Genomic DNA, 17,264 nt, shown 5'->3' with positions numbered 1-17,264 from the left:
CGGGTGGCGTCTTCATCGCCGGAAAGGTGCATCGCCATGAAATCCCGCATCGCACGCGTCGGTGGGCCTGTGCTGATCCTGGCCTGGTGGATCGCCATTTGGAATGGCAGCGTGGCCGCGGCGCAGGCGACGCGCCCGGGCGATGGCTCGGCAGACTCCAAGTTCCTGCGTTTTGTGCCGGACGATCGCGGCGGCGGACGGCTGGAGGCGTCGGTGGTGAGCTACCAGAACGCCGACGGCGTGACGGTGGACCTCATCGCCGCCGTCCATGTCGCCGACGTCGCCTTCTATCGCGACCTGGACAAGAGCTTCGCCAAGTACGATGCCCTGCTGTATGAGATGATCAAGCCACGGGACATGGACCCTGCGACGCGCCCGAGCAAGCGGTATCGTCCTGCGGCGGGACAGCAGCGATCGATGGGGTGGGTCACGATGCTTCAGCAGTTCATGAAAACGGCACTGGACCTGTCGTTCCAGCTCGAACAGATCGATTACACCGCGCCCAACTTCGTGCATGCTGATCTGGACACCGAGACGTTTCAGCGGATGCAGGCGGATCGTGGCGAGTCGATGCTGACGCTGATGCTCCAGCAGATGCTGCGCGAGCTGAGCCGGGGCGAGCAGGCGGCGGCCGCCGAGCCGGACCTGGTGGCGATCATCGAGGCACTTCAGAGTCCCGACCGCTCGCGGCAGCTCAAGCTCGTGTTGGCCAGATCCTTCAGCCAGATGGACCAGATGCTGGCTGGCCTGGGCGGGCCCAATGGCACGGTGATCGTGGACGAGCGGAACAGGGCGGCGATGCGGGTGCTGAAGCAGCGGATCGCGCAGGGAGATCGCAGGCTCGGCATCTTCTACGGCGCGGCGCACCTGAAGGGCATGGAGAAGATCCTCACGTCGGAGATGGGATTCAAACAGGTCGGCGAGCCGAAGTGGAGCACGGCCTGGGACATGACCGAATAGGGCAGGTGTGCGCGGCGGGGCACGCCCGGCTGCGCCACGGTCGTCCCGTGCGTGCGAGCGGCCAACGCACGGGCGGGACGCCCGTGACACGAACGTTGCCGCGCTCTCACAGCAGCCCCGTCGCCGCCAGCCACGTCCGTGCAATCAGCGTATGCCCCGTTGCGGTGGGATGCACGCCGTCGGTGGTCCATGCCACCTCCGGCCGCACGTTGCGCGCGGTGACGAACGCCTGATGCAGTTTCACGACGGCGTCGGCGGCAAATTCCCGCGCCAGCTCATGCACCGCGCGCACATAAGGCTGTAGAAGCTCGTTGGCGTGCGCTGGCTGCGGGGGATCGATGATGCTCGGCTCGCACAACACCAGCCGGCACTGCGGCAGCGATTGCCTGAGCCGGCCGAGAATGTCGCGATACCCCGCGATGAACTGGTCGATCGGGCAGCCCTGGCGATCGGGCTTCAGCCCGTGCCACACGTCATTGATGCCGATCTTGATCGAGACGATATCCGGTTGCTGGCTGATCACGTCGCGCTGCCAGCGCTTCACCAGATCCGTAATCTTGTTGCCGCTGATGCCGACATTGATGATCTGCGGGCAGGTGCCCGGTTCGCGAGCCAGCAGCCAGTCGCGGATGATCCGCACGTAGCCGTGACCCAGCTTCTCGGCATCGCTGCTTCGCCCGCAGTCGGTGATGCTGTCGCCGATGAACAGCAGTCGGGTGTCTTTGTTCAGCTTCAGGGACATGCCCCAGTATGTAACCGTGAACTGCCCGGCCGTCCACGCCCGCGATCGTGCTGCTCAGCCCGCCACGACCTGATCAACCGCGGCAATCAGGGACTGTAGATCCACGGGTTTGGTCAGATGCTGGCTGAAGCCGGCCTCGATGCTGCGGCGAATGTCGTCGCTCATTCCATAGCCGCTGAGGGCAATGCCCTTCAGGCCGTAATGCCTGGCCACGTGTTCCATCACGTCATAGCCGCTGCCGTCGGGCAGGCCCAGGTCGCTGATCATCAGGTCGAAGTGGATGCGTCCGACCAGGTCCATCGCCTCGCGTGCGCCGCGGGCGGTGTGGACTTCGTATCCTGAGTGTCGCAGGGCCAGCGCGACGACCTTGCATGTTGACTCGTGATCCTCGATCAGCAGGATTCGCAGCGGCTGGGTGACGGGCGTGAATGGTGCGGATTCCGGGCGGGGCGCGTCGCTGTCGGCCGCCGCACGGCGCGCCGGGACCGGCGCTGGCGCGGTGGCCAGCTCCACCGTGAACGTCGCGCCGTGTCCCTTGCCGGCGCTGTGTGCGGCGATCTGCCCGCCGTGGGCATCGACGATTGCTCGCGCGATCGCCAGTCCCAGTCCCAGCCCGCCGAATTGCCGCGCCACCGCCGGATCGCCCTGCTCGAAGGCGTTGAAAATCCTGGTCAGCACGTCCGGATCGATGCCGCGTCCGCTGTCGCGCACCTCGATGCGAACCAGTCCGGGCCGGGGATTCCCGGAGCAAACCCGGATCTTTCCTCCGATGGGGGTAAACTTGTGGGCGTTGCTCAGCAGGTTCCAGAACACCTGCTGGAGCCGCGCCGGGTCGGCGCGCACGTAATGCTCGGCGGCGGTCAACTCAAAGTCCAGGTGGATCTCGTCAGTTTGTGCACACGTGCGCGAGGCGGCGAGGATCAACTCGTGCACGTCGGCGGTCTGAAAACGAAGCACCAGCTTGCCACTGACGACACGAGTCAGGTCCAGAAGATCGTCGATGAGCCTGGCTTCGGTTTCGACACCGCGGCGGATGACCTCCAGGTCCGGGCGGAGTCGCGCGGGCATGTCCGGGGCTTTCTCCAGCAGCGAGAGGGTAAGCATCACCGGAGTCAAGGGAGTGCGCAGCTCATGGCTGAGAGCGGCCAAAAAGTCGTCCTTGGCCTTGCTGGCGCGTTCGGCTTCGGCGCGGGCGGCACGCTCGCTGTGCAACAGGCAATCGCGTTCGGCCTCGGCGCGTTTGCGTTCGCTGACATCGCGGATCAGTCCGGTGAACATCCGCCTGCCCCGCTCGAGGTGTTCGGTCACCGCCAGGTCTATAGGAAACGTCGAGCCATCCTTGCGTCGCCCGAGCACTTCCCGTCCGATTCCGATGATCTTTTTCACACCCGTGTGCAGGTAGTTCTTAAGATAGCGGTCATGCTCCTCGGCAAAAGGTGAGGGCATGAGCATGCTGACGTTATGGCCGAGCATCTCGTCCTCGCGGTAGCCGAAAAGCCGCTGAATCGCCGGATTGACGCTGTGAATGATGCCGTTCTCGTCGATGGTGACAATGCCGTCGATGACGGTCTGAAAGATGGCTCTGAGGCGTGCCTCGCTGTCGCGCAGCGCCTGTTGGGCGTCCATGCGGGAAAGCACTTGTTCAGCAGAGTCGGACATGTCGGCGCCTCCTTTGGCGCCATTCGATGCCCTCAGTACCGTGAACAGAGCCCCGCAGAGCGGGCGAAGACTTGGCGTCAGGAAACCATACTAGGCGGCCGTGGCGAAGATTTCTACAAGAATCTACCGCGCATCGCCCGCGGCTCTTGGTGATTGCCCGCCGCTGCGCATAGAATGCCCGCACGACGCCCCAGGGAGCGGTTCCCGGCCGGGAACTCGACCTGGCGCACCGGAAGCGCTCACGGAAGAAGGGCTCCATCCATGGCTTCGGTCTGTTTCTACTTTCAGGTTCACCAGCCGCTGCGGCTGCGGCGATACAGCGTTTTCGACACCGACCGACACTATTTCGACGACTACAAGAATGCCGAGATCTTGCGGAAAGTCGCCGCCAGGTGCTATTTGCCGGCCAACCGGATGCTGCTGGAGGTGATTCGCCAGCACGAAGGGCGATTCCGCGTGGCGTTTTCGATCACGGGCATGGCACTGGAGCAGTTCCAGCAGCACGTGCCGGAAGTGCTGGAGACCTTTCATCAGCTCAATCAGACCGGGTGCGTCGAGTTTCTCAGCGAGACCTACTACCACTCGCTGGCGTTTCTGTACTCGCGGGAGGAGTTTCGCGAGCAGGTCGAGATGCACCGCAACAAGATCAAGCAGTTGTTCGGACAGGAACCACGCGTCTTCCGCAACACCGAGCTGATCTACAACAACGACCTGGCCCACTTCGTGTCTCATATGGGCTACGACGGGATCATCACCGAAGGGGCCGATCAGGTCCTGGGGCATCGCAGCCCCAACTTCGTGTACCGACCGCCGCATGCCGCGAAGATCAAGCTGCTGCTGAAGAACTACCGCCTCAGCGATGACATCGCGTTCCGCTTCAGCAATCGCGCCTGGGAGCAGTGGCCGCTGACGGCCGAGAAATTCGCCCGCTGGATCAATCAGATCAACGGCAACGGGTTTTTGTGCAATCTGTTTCTGGACTACGAGACGTTCGGCGAGCACCAGTGGGCCGACACCGGAATCTTCGATTTCATGAGGCATCTGCCCGGCGAGGTGATGAAGGCCTCGCCGGACAACGATTTCCTCACCCCCAGCCAGGTGATCGACCGCTACGAGCCGGTAGGGGAGCTGGATGTGCCGCACATGATAAGCTGGGCCGACACCGAGCGCGACCTGTCCGCCTGGCTCGGCAACGCCATGCAGTCCAACGCCCTGCACGAGCTGTACAAGCTGGAGGGGCCATTGAAGGAAAAGGGCGATCCCCAGCTCCTGGCCGACTGGCGAAAGCTACAGTCGTCCGACCACTTCTACTACATGTGCACCAAATACTGGGCCGACGGGGATGTGCACAAATATTTCAGCCCCTACGAAAGCCCCTACGACAGCTACATCAACTTCATGAACGTGCTGGACAACATCCAGACGAGACTGAGGGAATGATGTGATGGCGCAGCGGCTTCTGCGCTAAACGGGCCGGGACAGGTGCGATGAAGCCACGAGGATCTGATGGCATCGTTGGCGCGCGCCCGGCACGCGCAGGATGATCGTGACACAACTGGGCCGTGCCCGGAATCCATCCGCACCGCAAGTGCATCCTGCTCAGGACATCTCCGCCAGGAACACGTCGCGATACTGTCGGGCCATGTTTTCGATGCTGAGTTGCTCGGCGCGGCATAGCGCCCTGGCCGACAGATGCCTGTGCAGCTCGTCGCTTCTGGAGAGGCTGAGGATGGCCTGGGCCAGCTTCTGCGGATCGCGCGGGGGGACCAAAATGCCGTATTGGCCATTGCCCAGGATCTCGACAGGTCCGCTGGGGCAGGCGGTGGCGATCACCGGCACGCCCAGCGCCATCGCCTCGATTGGCACGTAGGCAAAGCCTTCCCAGATCGAGCTGAGGACCAGGCCGCGGGCGCCGCGAATGAGCGGATAGGGATTGGGGCAGTGCCCGAGAAAGTGGGTTGCGGATGCGATGCCAAGTTCGCGGGCAAGGCTTTCGAGCATGGCCCGCTGCTCGCCGTCTCCGGCGATGACCAGATCGTCGCCCATTCCGTGTTGCCTGGCGATCGCGAAGGCGCGCAGCAGCGTGGCGATGTCCTTCTGCGCGGTCAGACGACCGACGGAAATGAAGTATCGCGAAGCAAAGCGCCCGACCGCGGGCGGGGGCGGTTCGCCGGCGCGATGGCGGACGATCCAGGCGTCGATCCCGTTGGGGATCACCACGGCGCGCGTCACCCCGAAGTTGCGCTTCAGGTCCTCGGCCAGTTCGTGCGACGCCACGACCATCAGCCGGCCCGGATACGCTCGGCGCATGAACCAGCGCGTGACCCATCCGAACGGCGCGCCGCTGAGCCGATGTGTCATGTTCAGGTGATCGCTGAGCACCACGGGCACGCCATCGATCGCCAGGGAGCTGACCACATTCGCGAAAGTTCCGATCGAGAAGACCAGGTCGGGGCGGATGCCGCCGATGGCCTGGCGCAGGCGCATCGCCGAAATCGGCAGCTCCACCGCCCGCCGCCAGTCGTCGTGAACCTCTGATGCCAGCGCGTGGACCTCGTCGAAGCTGCCGGCGTTTTCGGGCTTGTGGGCATCCGGACGAAACGTGAGCAGCGAAACTTTGAGCTCATGCCCGTACAGCTTGCGCAGTCCCGCACCCAGTGACTTGCAGAAGGTCCCCGTCCCGGCCGAGATCCCGACAATGACAAAGAGGATGTGCCGACGGTTGTTGTTCACGGACGCTTGAACCGCGGATCAACGCGAATGAAACGCGCGGCGGCACAGATGAGCCTGCAAGCTCGGATTGTCAATCTCAACCTCGTGTTCATCCGCACTCATCCGTGGTTGAGCAGTCACTTCAGGCTCGTGCCGACGACGAATCCGTCGCGGATTGAATCGGCGATGCCCTGGAAAATCCACCGCGCATACCGGCCAACGGGGTAAATGTCGTGCGCCTCCAGAACCTGCATCGCCTGGCCGCGCCATTTCGACCCCGGCCAGCTCCAGGTATACGCCGAGTCGATCCATGTCGGGTCAATGACTTCAACCTCGCCGATGTACTCCCATTCCTGCAACTCCCGCACCAGAGCCTGGCAATACGCGGCGAGTTCCGCATCGGAAGGCTTCTGCCCGCCGGGATAGGCGCGCTCGACGTAGATGCTGGTCCGATCCTGTCGGTGGCGGTGCGAGGCGGGCAGAAACGCCGGCGAGACGTTGCTGTAGAAACCGACGCGATGAAACCCGGATCGCGATTGCGGAACGTAGATCCAGTGATCCTGCGGACACTGCCCCCCCTTGACGGCGCCCAGGTTCACGACCAGCACCGACGTGTACGGGTCGGGCTTCTCGGGCGTGCTCAGCCCGGTCAGCTTCAGCATCGCGTCCAGCGGCAGCGTGCTCAGCAGCCGTGAATACCGCTCCTGGCTGCCATCCTCAAAATAGACGACCCTGTCCAGCGGATCGATCTGCACGGCGCGCTTGCCGTAATGGACGCTGCACCGTTCGGCCATGCGCCGCGCCAGCGTGCCCAGCCCTTCAATGGGGTACAGATACTGCGTGTTGTACCCGACGGGCGGCGGCGCGTCGGACGTGGCGCCTCGCCGCACAGCGCTCAGGTCCACCGGGGATTTATAGGCGTCCTGCGGTGCGATCCGGTCGTACAGTCCGGCGGTGTACAGACGGTTGAAGCCGTCGAAGAAAAGCTCAAACAGAGTCGGCCCGAAGTTGCGGCGAAGCCAGTCGCGCATCGTCGTCTGCTCGCCGCTCGGATGCGCCATTTCCTCCAGCGCCTGCCTGGCGCGCGCCTCGCCCAGATAACGCAAATGATTCTGAATAGGGAAGGGCGTGTAGAGCCTTTCGCCCGGCAGATACACGCCCGAGCGACGCGAGTAGCTCTGGACGGGCGCCAGATCCCTGATGAATCGCAGCACCGCCGGATCGCCCCCGAAGATCCAGTGCCCCCCGCCGATCTCGAAGCGGTAGGCTTCTTCATCCGCTGGCGGCTGGTGCAGGCGCTCGCTGGAGCCTGGACGAACGTAGTACGACGAGCAGATCCCGCCGGGATGGGCCGTGGCTTCATAGACCGGCCCGGCGCCTGCAACGCCCGCGGCGAGGCCGCTCACTCCACCGCCCAGAATGATCTGCTTGGGCTTGCTCATGCGTTCAGGGATTCTTACCACGCGGCGACGTTGAAGGCTACGAGGGCATCGGTCGCGGCTTGATGACCCGGCAGGGATTTCCCGCGGCCACCACGCCCGGCGGGATGTCGCTGGTCACCACCGCGCGGGCGCCAATCACGCTGTTGTCCCCAATCGTCGTCCCCGGACCAATAAACGCACCGGCGGCGATCCACACCCCGGCGCCGATACGGATCGGCGGCTTGAGCAGCGGCAGATCCGGCCTGGTGTAATCGTGCGTCCCGGCGCACAGGTAACAGTCCTGACTGATGACCGTGTGATGCCCGATCGAGATCGGCCCCAGGTTGTACACGGTGGCGCCCGGGCCGATCATCGTCCAGTCGCCCATTTCCAGCAGCCAGGGATGCACAATCCGTGTGGACGGATGCACGCCCGCGCGATGACCCATCCGGGCGCCGAACGCCCGCAGCAGCATCCGCCGCCACCACCATCCGCGCGGCAGGGGAATGCGGAACAACGTCGCCTGCACGATCTGCCACAGCAGCCGCCGCGCGTATTCGCTGCGGGTATAGTTGGTCCCGTGGGCGCTGCGGTCCAGCGTCTGGAAAACGCCACCCGCTGCCCGCGAGTCGCCCCCCCTGGTCGTGTCGTCCATCAGCATCCGACAGGCTCGAGTCCGGTAATGCTCAACCCGCGGGCCATTCGCCCGGCCGCGCCGATGCAACCCGCAGGCCAATCTCGTATATCATAATCGACCAGACCGCCCGAGAGTCGTGTTCTGGATTGACTGGACCTTGCCAGCGCGATCGGGCGGCGACAGACTGAAAAACCAGGATGCGAGGCGTATGTATGGCGGCTGCGACGCACGGCAATCGCGTGCCCATTTCGGTGATGATCCCGACGCTCAACGAGGAGGCCAATCTTCCACGATGTCTGGACCACTTGCGCTGGGCTGACGAGATCGTCATCGTCGATTCCGGCTCCAAGGACGCCACGTGCGACATCGCCCGCGCCTACGGCGCAAAGATCATCGATTTCCGCTGGAACCGCAAGTGGCCCAAAAAACGCGGATGGGCCCTGAAGGAAGCGCCTTTCCAACATGCCTGGGTGTTGATGGTCGATGCCGACGAGTGGATCGTGCCGGAGCTGGCCCAGGAGATCACCGAGGCGATCAGGTCTGATAAGTACGTCGGGTACTTCATCAACCGCAAGTTCATCTTCATGGGGCGGTGGATCAAGCACTGCGGGTACTATCCGAGCTGGAACCTGCGGCTGCTTCGGCGCGGATATGGCCAGTTCGAACGCCTCAGCGAGGTGGATGACACCGGCTCCGGCGACAACGAGGTTCACGAGCACGTCGTGGTCAACGGACCGACCGGGTATCTCAGGCACGATATGCTTCACCTGGCCTATCCGAACATCAACACCTTCATGGAGAAACACAACCGCTACTCCAACTGGGAGGCGCTGGTGCAGTTCCGCCGCGCCCACAGCGACCCGCATCAGATCGGGCACGAGGATATCTCCAAGAGACGGACCCTGAAGGAGATCTCCCGCCGACTGCCGTTCCGGCCAACCCTGCGATTCCTCTACAGTTACTTCTGGAAGCTGGGGATTCTGGATGGCCTGGCCGGGCTGACGTTCTGCCGGCTGCTGGCAATCTACGAGTACCTGTCGGTCGCGAAGTACAAGGAGCTGAAGCGGATCGAGGCCGACCAGCGCGCCGCCAGACAACTCAGCACCGTACCGGAGTTCGACTGGAAGGCCCGGCTTGTGGAGCTTGACGCCCGGCCAGCGGCTTCCGCCCAGCCGGCAGGAACCCTGCCATGACCCGCATCGGCAACACAAGCCCCGCCGATTCCTCGCCCGCCCCGGCTGTCCCGGCACGAAACGTCAGCCCCTGGACGCGGCGAGAGAAGATCGCCCGACTGGCCTGGTCCATCGTCTACCACCTTCTGTTCCGCTGCACGTTTCACAACTGGTATGGCATTCGCGCCGCGCTGGTGCGGGCCTTCGGCGGGCGAGTGGGCCGAAACGTCCGCCTCCGCCGCACCGTCCGCATCGAAATCCCCTGGAACCTGGAGATCGACGATGATGTTTCCGTTGGTGATGAAGTGATTCTCTATTCGCTGGGACCGATCCGCATCGGCCCGCGTACGTTCATCAGCCAGTATGCACATCTGTGTGCCGGCACGCACGACCACACCCGCGGCGATTATCCGCTGCTGCGGCTGCCGATCGCCATCGGGCAGGACTGCTGGATTGCCGCCGATGCCTTCGTCGGGCCGGGTGTGACCATTGGCGATCGCACGGTGCTGGGCGCCCGCGCCAGCGCGTTCAATGATCTGCCCGCCGACGTCATAGCCGTCGGCAACCCTGCCCGGCCGATCAAGCCCCGCCCCTTCACCCCGGTCGATCGCCTGAGATGACCATCGACACTCCGGGAAGATACCAACCCACGGACAGTGTGCGGCATTGATACCGCACGCCGTTGGAAGATTTTCCTTGCCGCCATGCGCTTGCACAGATAAATTTGGCAATCGCGAGCACATCCCCAGGCGGGAAGGGCCAACGCCTCGCATAAGGGCCCTGCAAAAAGGGAGGAAATCGATGATTCGCGCAATGGCGTCGTTCCTGCGCCGCCAGCCCACATTGGGACGCTTGGCGCTGAGGCTGCTTCCCGATTGGAAGCGTACGATCCAGATTGATCCCATCGGTCCGTTTGTCATCAGCATCAGGCGAAACCGCAGTTACTGGCTGCGCCACCCGCTTACCCATGAGCGAGTTGTCTATGGTGCGTTGGAGCGACTGGTGCGGCCCGGCGATGTGGTCTATGACGTGGGGGCGAACATCGGCCTGTTCGTTCGATTCCTCATTCAGCACTTCAACGCCGGGCACGTGGTTGCGTTTGAGCCCGTTGCGTACACCTTCCAATTACTGTCGATCAATGTGGGCTTGTGTCCGGAGGTGGCCGCCCGCACAACGCTTCTCAGGATCGCGCTGGCAGACTGCGACTGCCAGGAGAAGATGCAGGTTGATGACATCAGCACGGCATGCTCAACACTGGACCGGTTCACCGGCGGCGCGGCGTCGGCGGCACGACAACAGTACGGTTTGCCACCGATCGCCGAATTGGTTTCCGTGGCGCGGCTGGATACCCTGCTCGCGCGTGAACAGCTCCCACCGCCCAATCTGATCAAACTCGACATCGAAGGGGCGGCAGGCGTAGCGCTGGCCGGAATGCACCGGACCCTGCAAATCCATCATCCCCACCTGGTGGTGGAAACACACGGCACCGACGAGGCCAGGGCGGCGCTGCGAGCGCTTCAGGCCCATGGGTATCATTGCTTCGGGTATGTCGAACATGACGGCATCACCAGCTACCGCGAACTGCAAGATTCGGACGTGAGGATCGTTCGGGATTGCTGTCAACCGCATCACATCGTCGCGTCCACGCGGCGCGAACACGTGCTCGCCGAGATCAAGCCGCACCATTGCTGGATCAATTGACGCGGCAGATATCGGGAACCAGGGTCTGCGCCGGCGCCGTCGCTGTGCGTGGTTGTTACGAAGCAAACGCGTCTGAAGCAAGGCACTGATCATAGGCGTCGATCGCTCGGCGCGCGATCGCGGGCCAGGCGTACTTTTGCCGCACCAGCTCGCGTCCGCACCGGCCCATTGCCCGTGCCCCACTCGGATCACGAAGCAGGTGCAGCAGCGCCTCCGCCAACGCCTTTGTCTCCAGCGGCAGCACGAAGCCGGCCCCGGCCTGGGCTACCTCCGGGAAATGGCACGCCTGAGAGATCACCACCGGGACCTGACACGCCAGCGCCTCGGCGATGGCCATGCTGAAGCCTTCCTGGCGGCTGGGAAGACAGAAACAGGCCGCATCCACCAGCGCCGCCAGCTTTTCACGTCCCCAGATCAGTCCGGTGAGCACGATGCGATCGGCGATCCCCAGCCGCCGGCATTGCTCAAGGAATGACCCCATCGCCCCGTCATCGGGCCCGGCCACAACCAGCGTCGCGTCGCAACCATCGCGCAGCACCTTCGCGAACGCCTCGGCCAGATAATCCAGCCCCTTCTTGGGGTGCAGCCGACCCAGGAACAGGACGTACGGCCTGTCGCCAAGCTCGGGGTGTTTGCCGCGGAACTCTCCCGGCGCAGGCAGCGGCTCGAACTCTTCAAGATAAACGCCATTGGGAATGATCTGCACCGGGCTTTTCAGCCGCAGCGGCGCCATAAGCTGCTGCTCGTCGTGGTTCAGCGCGTGGATGAACGCCGCCGCATCCAGCATCGCGCGATACCCCAGCGCCAGCGCGATCCGCTTCTTCAGCCACTTTTGACTCATGCTCCACGGGTCCAGCATCCCGTGCGGAGCGATCACGTAGGGGATGTCATGTTTACGGGCGGCGGCGGTGACGATCCTGGCCAGCGTGTCCCAGACCCCGTGATTGTGCACAATATCGAACCGCCGCACGACGGCGTCGATCCGTCGCCGCGCCCGCAGTCCCAGGCGGCATTCCCAGGGTGTCAGCGTCGCCACGTGTTCAACCTGCACGCGACCAAAGTGGGGGACACGTGCGGCGTCGGCGGCAATGCGCTCATCGGCAGAGGGATCGTGGTAGCAGGCGATCGCCACGTCGTGCCCCAATCCCGCCTGCGCCGACGCCAGCCGGATCGCCACCGACGCCAGTCCTCCCGCCGACGGATCCAGATTCGGCAGCGTGTGCAGAATCTTCATGATGCGATTCTCATGACTGGACCGTGACCGAAGGCGATCGGACGGCTTTGCCGAACTCCTCATACGCCCTGATCGTCTGCTGGGCGATGGCCGGCCAGGTGTAGCGCGTCCGGACCAGCTCCGCGCCGGCGCGGCTCATGCGGGCGCGAAGCTCCGCATCGGTCAGGATCTTCACCATCGCGTCGGCGAAAGCGTTGCTGTCCAGCGGCAGGACGAAGCCGGCCCCTGCATCGGCGACCTCGGGAAAGTGGCACGCCTGCGAAATCACCACCGGCAGCCCGCATCCCAGCGCCTCGGTGATGGCCAGGCTAAATCCTTCCTGCCGGCTGGGCAGACAGAACAGCGCCGCCTCCGCCAGCGCCGCAAGACGCTGCTGTTCATAGATCGGTCCGATGACATGCACTCGGTTGGCGATGCCCGCGGCGTTGACGCGGCGCACAAAGTCGTCTCGCGCCCCGTCATCGGGTCCGGCGACCACCAGATGTACCCGCGGGACCCGCGCCGACACCGCTGCGAACGCGTCCGCCAGATAATCCAGCCCCTTCTTGTAATGCAGCCGACCCAGGAACAGCACGAACGGCTCGCCGTCAAGCTGCGGAAAAAGCTGGTAAAAGGTCCCCGGCGCAGGCAGCGGAGAAATCTCTTCCAGAAACACGCCGTTGGGAATCGTTCGGTGCGGCGAGCGGATCTTCAGCGGCGCGATCAGCCGCACCTCATCGGCGTTGCCGGTGTGCAGGAACGCCGCCCGATCCAGCATCCGCTTGTATCCCAGCAACAGCGCGAGCTTCTTTTTCCACTTTTTCTGTGCCAGGCTCCAGGGATCCAGCATGCCGTTGAGCAGGATCGTGTAGGGGATGCCGCGGGCAAACGCTGCATCGGCGGTACGCCTGGTCAGCGGTGCCCACAGCGAATGGAAATGAACAAAATCGGGCGGCGCGCCGGCTGGGCCGGTCTGGAGCAGCTCGGCGACGGCGGCGCGATCGGGCACCGGACGGTGCGCCGGCTTGCGGATGGTCTGGTAATGGACCTGTTCGGCGTGAGGGACTGCCGCCAGCTCGCGATCAATCAGTGCCTGCGCCTGAGGTTCATGGTAGTGCGCCATCGTGACGTGATGCCCCAGTCCCGCCTGCGCCGCCGCCAGCCGCACCGCAATCTTGGGCGGCCCGCCGAACGCCGGGTCCAGCGATGGGATCACGTGCAGGATTCGAAGGATCTTCATGCCCGCAGGCGCGATTATATGAATCCCCCATCCCCTCCCGCCAGAGACTCCTTCGACCCTTGCTCCCGTGGAGGAGCACGGCAGGCCTCTATCAGGGGCCTCCCGCCTCTCGTTTATACACATCTCCGCCCCCCCGCGTTTTTCGCTCAGGCGCCCAGGTGCATGCGAAGAATGCGAAGACGTGCCAACTGTGGCATGGCCGTCCCGGCCATGCGCGGTGCGCTCGAATTCGAAAGTCCGACATCCGGTTGTTCATCACGTCATGCCGCCGGGCACGGGTGCCACGCCTGTCCGCTCTGCTGCCTCGAAGACGAGGGCTTCGAGAAATGTGTTTGAGCCACAGGCGTCCCGCCTGTGCAGGCGATCAGCACACGGGCGGGATGTAGAACCAAAAAGTGGCTAAGGAAAACAAGAATGTCGGCCGGACAACGCATGCTCCAGGCGCGCCATTGTCTGCGCTGTACCGAAAAGTGGACACGCCCGCGATACAATTCCCGGGAGCAACTCGGAGTCGATCTGATGCACGACGTTCCGGGCTATGTTCGGCTGTATGAATCGGGCGAACTGTCCCGTCGAGTGGAAGCGGGACTGGCGGAATTGCAGAGCTGTCGTGTGTGTCCCTGGGAATGCCGCGTCAATCGCCTGAATGATGAAAAGAAGATCTGCCGAACCGGGCGATGGGCGCGGGTGGCCAGCTACTTTGCACACTTTGGCGAGGAAGATTGCCTGCGCGGCTGGCGCGGCAGCGGAACGATCTTCTTCGCCTGGTGCAACCTGCGCTGTGTGTTCTGCCAGAACGCGGACATCAGCCAGGCGCCGGCGGGCCGGGAGGTCAGTCCGCGCGAGCTGGCGGGGATGATGCTGGAGCTTCAGGCGCAGGGATGTCACAACATCAATCTGGTGACCCCCGAGCACGTCGTGCCCCAGATTCTCGAGGCCCTGCCGCACGCGATCGAAGCGGGTCTGCGCCTGCCCATCGTTTACAACACCAGCAGCTTCGATTCGATGCAGAGCCTGCGGCTGATGGAGGGGATCGTGGATATCTACATGCCGGATTTCAAGTACTGGGAGCCGGCCAGCGCCCGCAAGTATCTGAAGGCTCCGCAATACCCGGAGGTTGCCCGCCGCACGATCAAGGAAATGCACCGGCAGGTCGGGGATCTGGTGCTGGACGAGCACGGTTTGGCACGGCGGGGGCTGCTGCTGCGGCACCTGGTCATGCCCGGGGCGATTGAGGAGACCCGACAGATCCTCCACTGGGTGGCCAGGGAGCTGTCGCCCAACACGTACGTGAACCTGATGGACCAGTACCACCCGGCCGGGAAGGTCAGCGCGCGGTTCTACAGCGAGCTGAACCGGCGGGTGACCAGGCAGGAGATGGAGCAGGCCTACCGCGCCGCCCGCGAAGCGGGACTCTGGCGGCTGGATTCGCGTCGCGCCATGTCGGGTGCAGAAGCGGGTCAGCCCGCATAGCACCCGCCGACGTTGCCGCGTCACGGAGAACAGGAAGAACACTCTGGAATTGCCGCAAGTCCGGGCACGGGCGCTGGAGGGCGGGTCGTTCGGCACGCTTGCCCCTGCTTTGTGGTTCCCTACAATGTGCCGTCCGCCCTGTTATTTTCGGGCGAATCAGGAGCTGATCGACATGCCCAGTTACACCACCGCAGACATCCGCAATGTGCTTTTCGCCGGCCACGGGGGCAGCGGCAAGACCACGCTGGTTGATGCCATGCTCTTCGCCGCCGGTGCCGTTAATCGCAAGGCTTCAGTGACCGACCGCAACAGCTTTTCGGACTTTGAGAAAGAGGAGCGCGAGCACGGGCATTCGATCTACAGCTCTATTCTGCACCTGGACTATCAGGGCAAGCGAATCAACATCATCGACACCCCCGGCTCCCCGGACCTGATCGGCGCGGCGCTGGCGTGTCTGCCGGCCGTCGAGACCGTCGCGATCGTGATCAATGCCCAGGCGGGAATCGAAGTGGTGACGCGGCGGATGTTCGAGGCGGCCAAAGAGCGCAACCTCCCCCGCGCCATCATCATCAACAAGATCGACATGCCCGAGGTCAATCTGGAAGGGCTGGTCCAGAAGATTCGCGAGACCTTCGGCAGCGAATGCCTGCCGATCAATCTTCCGTCCGGCGGGGGCAAGACGGTCGTGGATTGCCTGCTGAACAGTGCCGGAGAATCGGATTTCGACACTGTCAAGCGCTGCCACGCCGCCATCCTCGATCAGATCGTCGAGATGGACGAGAACCTGATGGAAAAGTATCTCGGCGGGGAGGAGCCGGATTTTGCCGCATTGCACCCGGCTTTCGAGAAGGCGATGGATGAAGGGCACGTGGTGCCGATTCTGTTCACGGACGCCAAGAACAATGTGGGAGTGGTGGAGCTGATCGACGCGATCGCCAAACATTTCCCATCGCCGCTGGAAGGCAACCCGCGCCCATTCATGTACGGCGAGGGTGCCGACGAGAAGCCTTACCCGTACAACCAGGATCCCAACCGCCCGCTGCTGGCCCACGTGTTCAAGGTGACCACCGACCCGTTCGTGGGCAAGCTGGCGGTCTTCCGCGTTCATCAGGGCAAGTGTTCCGGGTCGTCGCAGGTGTTCATCGGACACAATAAGAAGGCCGTCAAGCTCGGGCACGTGTTCCATCTTCAGGGCAAGGAGCACAAGGAGGCCGACTGGATCATCGCCGGCGACATCGGCGCCGTCGCGAAAGTCGAGGAGATTCATACCGGCGACGTGCTGCACGACGATCACGCCCTGGACAGCGTGCATCTGAAGCCCGAGCCAATGCCCACGCCGATGTACGGGCTGGCGATCACCCCCAGGGCGCGTGGCGACGAGAGCAAGATCAGCCAGATGCTCCAGAAGCTGGCCGAGGAGGATCCGACGTTCAAGTGGCAGACCGATCGCCAGACGCACGAGGTGGTGATCTATGGTCTGGGCGAGCTGCACCTGAGGCTGGTGCTGGAGCGGATGGCCAACCGCGGCTTGCAGGTGGACACCAAGCCCCCCAAGATCGCGTATCGGGAGACGATCCAGGCCAAAGCCGAGGGACACCACCGCCACAAGAAGCAGACGGGCGGGGCCGGCCAGTTCGGCGAGGTCTTCCTGCGGGTCGAGCCGCTGGAGCGCGGCAAGGGATTCGAGTTTGTGGATGAGGTGTTTGGCGGAGCGATCCCCGGACAGTTCATCCCCGCGGTGGAAAAGGGCGTGCGCGAGGTGCTGGAGAGCGGCGCCATCGCCGGATATCCGATGCAGGACATCCGCGTGATCGTCTACGATGGCAAGTCCCACCCGGTGGATTCCAAGGAGGTTGCGTTCAAGACCGCCGGCAAGTACGCCTTCCTCGATGCCGTCAAGAAAGCCAAGCCGATCCTGCTGGAGCCGATCGTCAACATGGAGGTCACCGTGCCGGAAGACAAGGTGGGCACGATCACCGGCGATCTGTCCGGCAAGCGCGGACGCATCCAGGGGCAGGACTTCATCGGCGGAGGCATGGCGGTGGTCAAGGCCCAGGCGCCCCTGGCCGAGGTCATGCAGTACCAGAGCCAGCTCAAGAGCGTGACCGGCGGGCAGGGCAGCTTCGTGATGGAGTTCAGCCATTACGAGCCGGTGCCGCCGCAGATTCAGGCCCAGATCACCGCGCAGTACAAGCCCAAAGCCGAAGAGGAATAGCAGCGGCCCCGGACAAGCCCCGGCCCACGCCGCGCGCGATCGTCGCCGCTGGTGGCCGATGGACGTCTTATCGGACGCCCGTGGCGAGCCGCTTGTTCGCTGCTGGCCGGATACTCCAC

At 63.9% G+C, this 17,264-nt stretch carries 14 protein-coding genes; 7 read left to right on the top strand and 7 right to left on the bottom strand.

Going from position 1 to position 17,264, the window contains the following annotated elements; all coding sequences use genetic code 11:
- Positions 1–36: 36 nt before the first annotated feature.
- A complete protein-coding gene (locus tag ACQS5P_RS11415) occupies positions 37–960 on the top strand; it encodes a hypothetical protein (protein WP_428936746.1) in 924 nt (307 codons plus the stop codon).
- 106 nt (positions 961–1,066) lie between these two features.
- Here the strand turns inward: ACQS5P_RS11415 and ACQS5P_RS11410 are convergent, their stop codons facing one another.
- Complete coding sequence (locus tag ACQS5P_RS11410; protein WP_428936745.1) at positions 1,067–1,702, bottom strand: SGNH/GDSL hydrolase family protein; 636 nt, start codon at positions 1,700–1,702, stop codon at positions 1,067–1,069.
- 54 nt (positions 1,703–1,756) lie between these two features.
- Entirely contained in the window at positions 1,757–3,361 is a 1,605-nt protein-coding gene (locus ACQS5P_RS11405; RefSeq protein ID WP_428936744.1) for a PAS domain S-box protein, read from the bottom strand.
- A gap of 261 nt (positions 3,362–3,622) precedes the next feature.
- On the opposite strand from ACQS5P_RS11405, the gene ACQS5P_RS11400 reads away from it, so the two are divergent.
- Positions 3,623–4,801 (top strand): glycoside hydrolase family 57 protein, encoded by a 1,179-nt coding sequence (locus tag ACQS5P_RS11400; RefSeq protein WP_428936743.1) that lies wholly within the window; start codon positions 3,623–3,625, stop codon positions 4,799–4,801.
- Positions 4,802–4,960: 159 nt separating this feature from the next.
- On the opposite strand, the gene ACQS5P_RS11395 is transcribed toward ACQS5P_RS11400, so the two are convergent.
- The 3 genes from ACQS5P_RS11395 to ACQS5P_RS11385 all read right to left on the bottom strand — a co-directional run bounded on the left by ACQS5P_RS11395 (position 4,961) and on the right by ACQS5P_RS11385 (position 8,149).
- Complete coding sequence (locus ACQS5P_RS11395) at positions 4,961–6,094, bottom strand: glycosyltransferase (RefSeq protein WP_428936742.1); 1,134 nt, start codon at positions 6,092–6,094, stop codon at positions 4,961–4,963.
- Positions 6,095–6,210: 116 nt separating this feature from the next.
- Positions 6,211–7,515, bottom strand: coding sequence for a protoporphyrinogen/coproporphyrinogen oxidase (locus ACQS5P_RS11390; protein ID WP_428936741.1), 1,305 nt, complete (start codon positions 7,513–7,515; stop codon positions 6,211–6,213).
- A 37-nt stretch (positions 7,516–7,552) separates the two neighbouring features.
- Positions 7,553–8,149 carry a putative colanic acid biosynthesis acetyltransferase gene (locus ACQS5P_RS11385; protein ID WP_428936740.1) on the bottom strand — a complete coding sequence of 199 codons (597 nt, stop codon included), beginning with the start codon at positions 8,147–8,149 and terminating at the stop codon, positions 7,553–7,555.
- A gap of 194 nt (positions 8,150–8,343) precedes the next feature.
- On the opposite strand from ACQS5P_RS11385, the gene ACQS5P_RS11380 reads away from it, so the two are divergent.
- The 3 genes from ACQS5P_RS11380 (at position 8,344) to ACQS5P_RS11370 (ending at position 11,004) form a co-directional block, all read left to right on the top strand.
- Positions 8,344–9,324, top strand: coding sequence for a glycosyltransferase family 2 protein (locus tag ACQS5P_RS11380; RefSeq protein WP_428936739.1), 981 nt, complete (start codon positions 8,344–8,346; stop codon positions 9,322–9,324).
- Positions 9,321–9,923: an acetyltransferase gene (locus ACQS5P_RS11375; RefSeq protein WP_428936738.1), complete on the top strand. Its 603-nt coding sequence runs from the start codon at positions 9,321–9,323 to the stop codon at positions 9,921–9,923. Before ACQS5P_RS11380 ends, ACQS5P_RS11375 begins: the two co-directional genes overlap by 4 nt.
- 76 nt (positions 9,924–9,999) lie before the next feature.
- Positions 10,000–11,004, top strand: coding sequence for an FkbM family methyltransferase (locus ACQS5P_RS11370; RefSeq protein WP_428936737.1), 1,005 nt, complete (start codon positions 10,000–10,002; stop codon positions 11,002–11,004).
- A 55-nt stretch (positions 11,005–11,059) separates the two neighbouring features.
- Here ACQS5P_RS11370 and ACQS5P_RS11365 read toward each other — a convergent pair whose 3' ends face one another.
- Both ACQS5P_RS11365 and ACQS5P_RS11360 read right to left on the bottom strand, forming a co-directional pair.
- A complete protein-coding gene (locus ACQS5P_RS11365; RefSeq protein WP_428936736.1) occupies positions 11,060–12,238 on the bottom strand; it encodes a glycosyltransferase in 1,179 nt (392 codons plus the stop codon).
- A gap of 10 nt (positions 12,239–12,248) precedes the next feature.
- Positions 12,249–13,457, bottom strand: a complete 1,209-nt coding sequence (locus tag ACQS5P_RS11360) for a glycosyltransferase (RefSeq protein ID WP_428936735.1) — start codon at positions 13,455–13,457, stop codon at positions 12,249–12,251.
- Positions 13,458–13,976: 519 nt separating this feature from the next.
- On the opposite strand from ACQS5P_RS11360, the gene ACQS5P_RS11355 reads away from it, so the two are divergent.
- Together ACQS5P_RS11355 and fusA are read left to right on the top strand one after the other, a co-directional pair.
- Positions 13,977–14,930, top strand: coding sequence for a radical SAM protein (locus tag ACQS5P_RS11355; RefSeq protein WP_428936734.1), 954 nt, complete (start codon positions 13,977–13,979; stop codon positions 14,928–14,930).
- Between the two features lie 172 nt (positions 14,931–15,102).
- Positions 15,103–17,145, top strand: a complete 2,043-nt coding sequence (fusA, locus tag ACQS5P_RS11350) for an elongation factor G (RefSeq protein WP_428936733.1) — start codon at positions 15,103–15,105, stop codon at positions 17,143–17,145.
- The last annotated feature ends 119 nt before the right edge of the window (positions 17,146–17,264 follow it).

Source organism: Fontivita pretiosa (genome assembly GCF_050410795.1).
In the GTDB taxonomy this organism is placed as follows: domain Bacteria; phylum Planctomycetota; class Phycisphaerae; order Tepidisphaerales; family Tepidisphaeraceae; genus Fontivita; species Fontivita pretiosa.
Note: the sequence above shows the minus strand (reverse complement) of the source record. Positions and strands in the feature narration are given on the sequence as shown.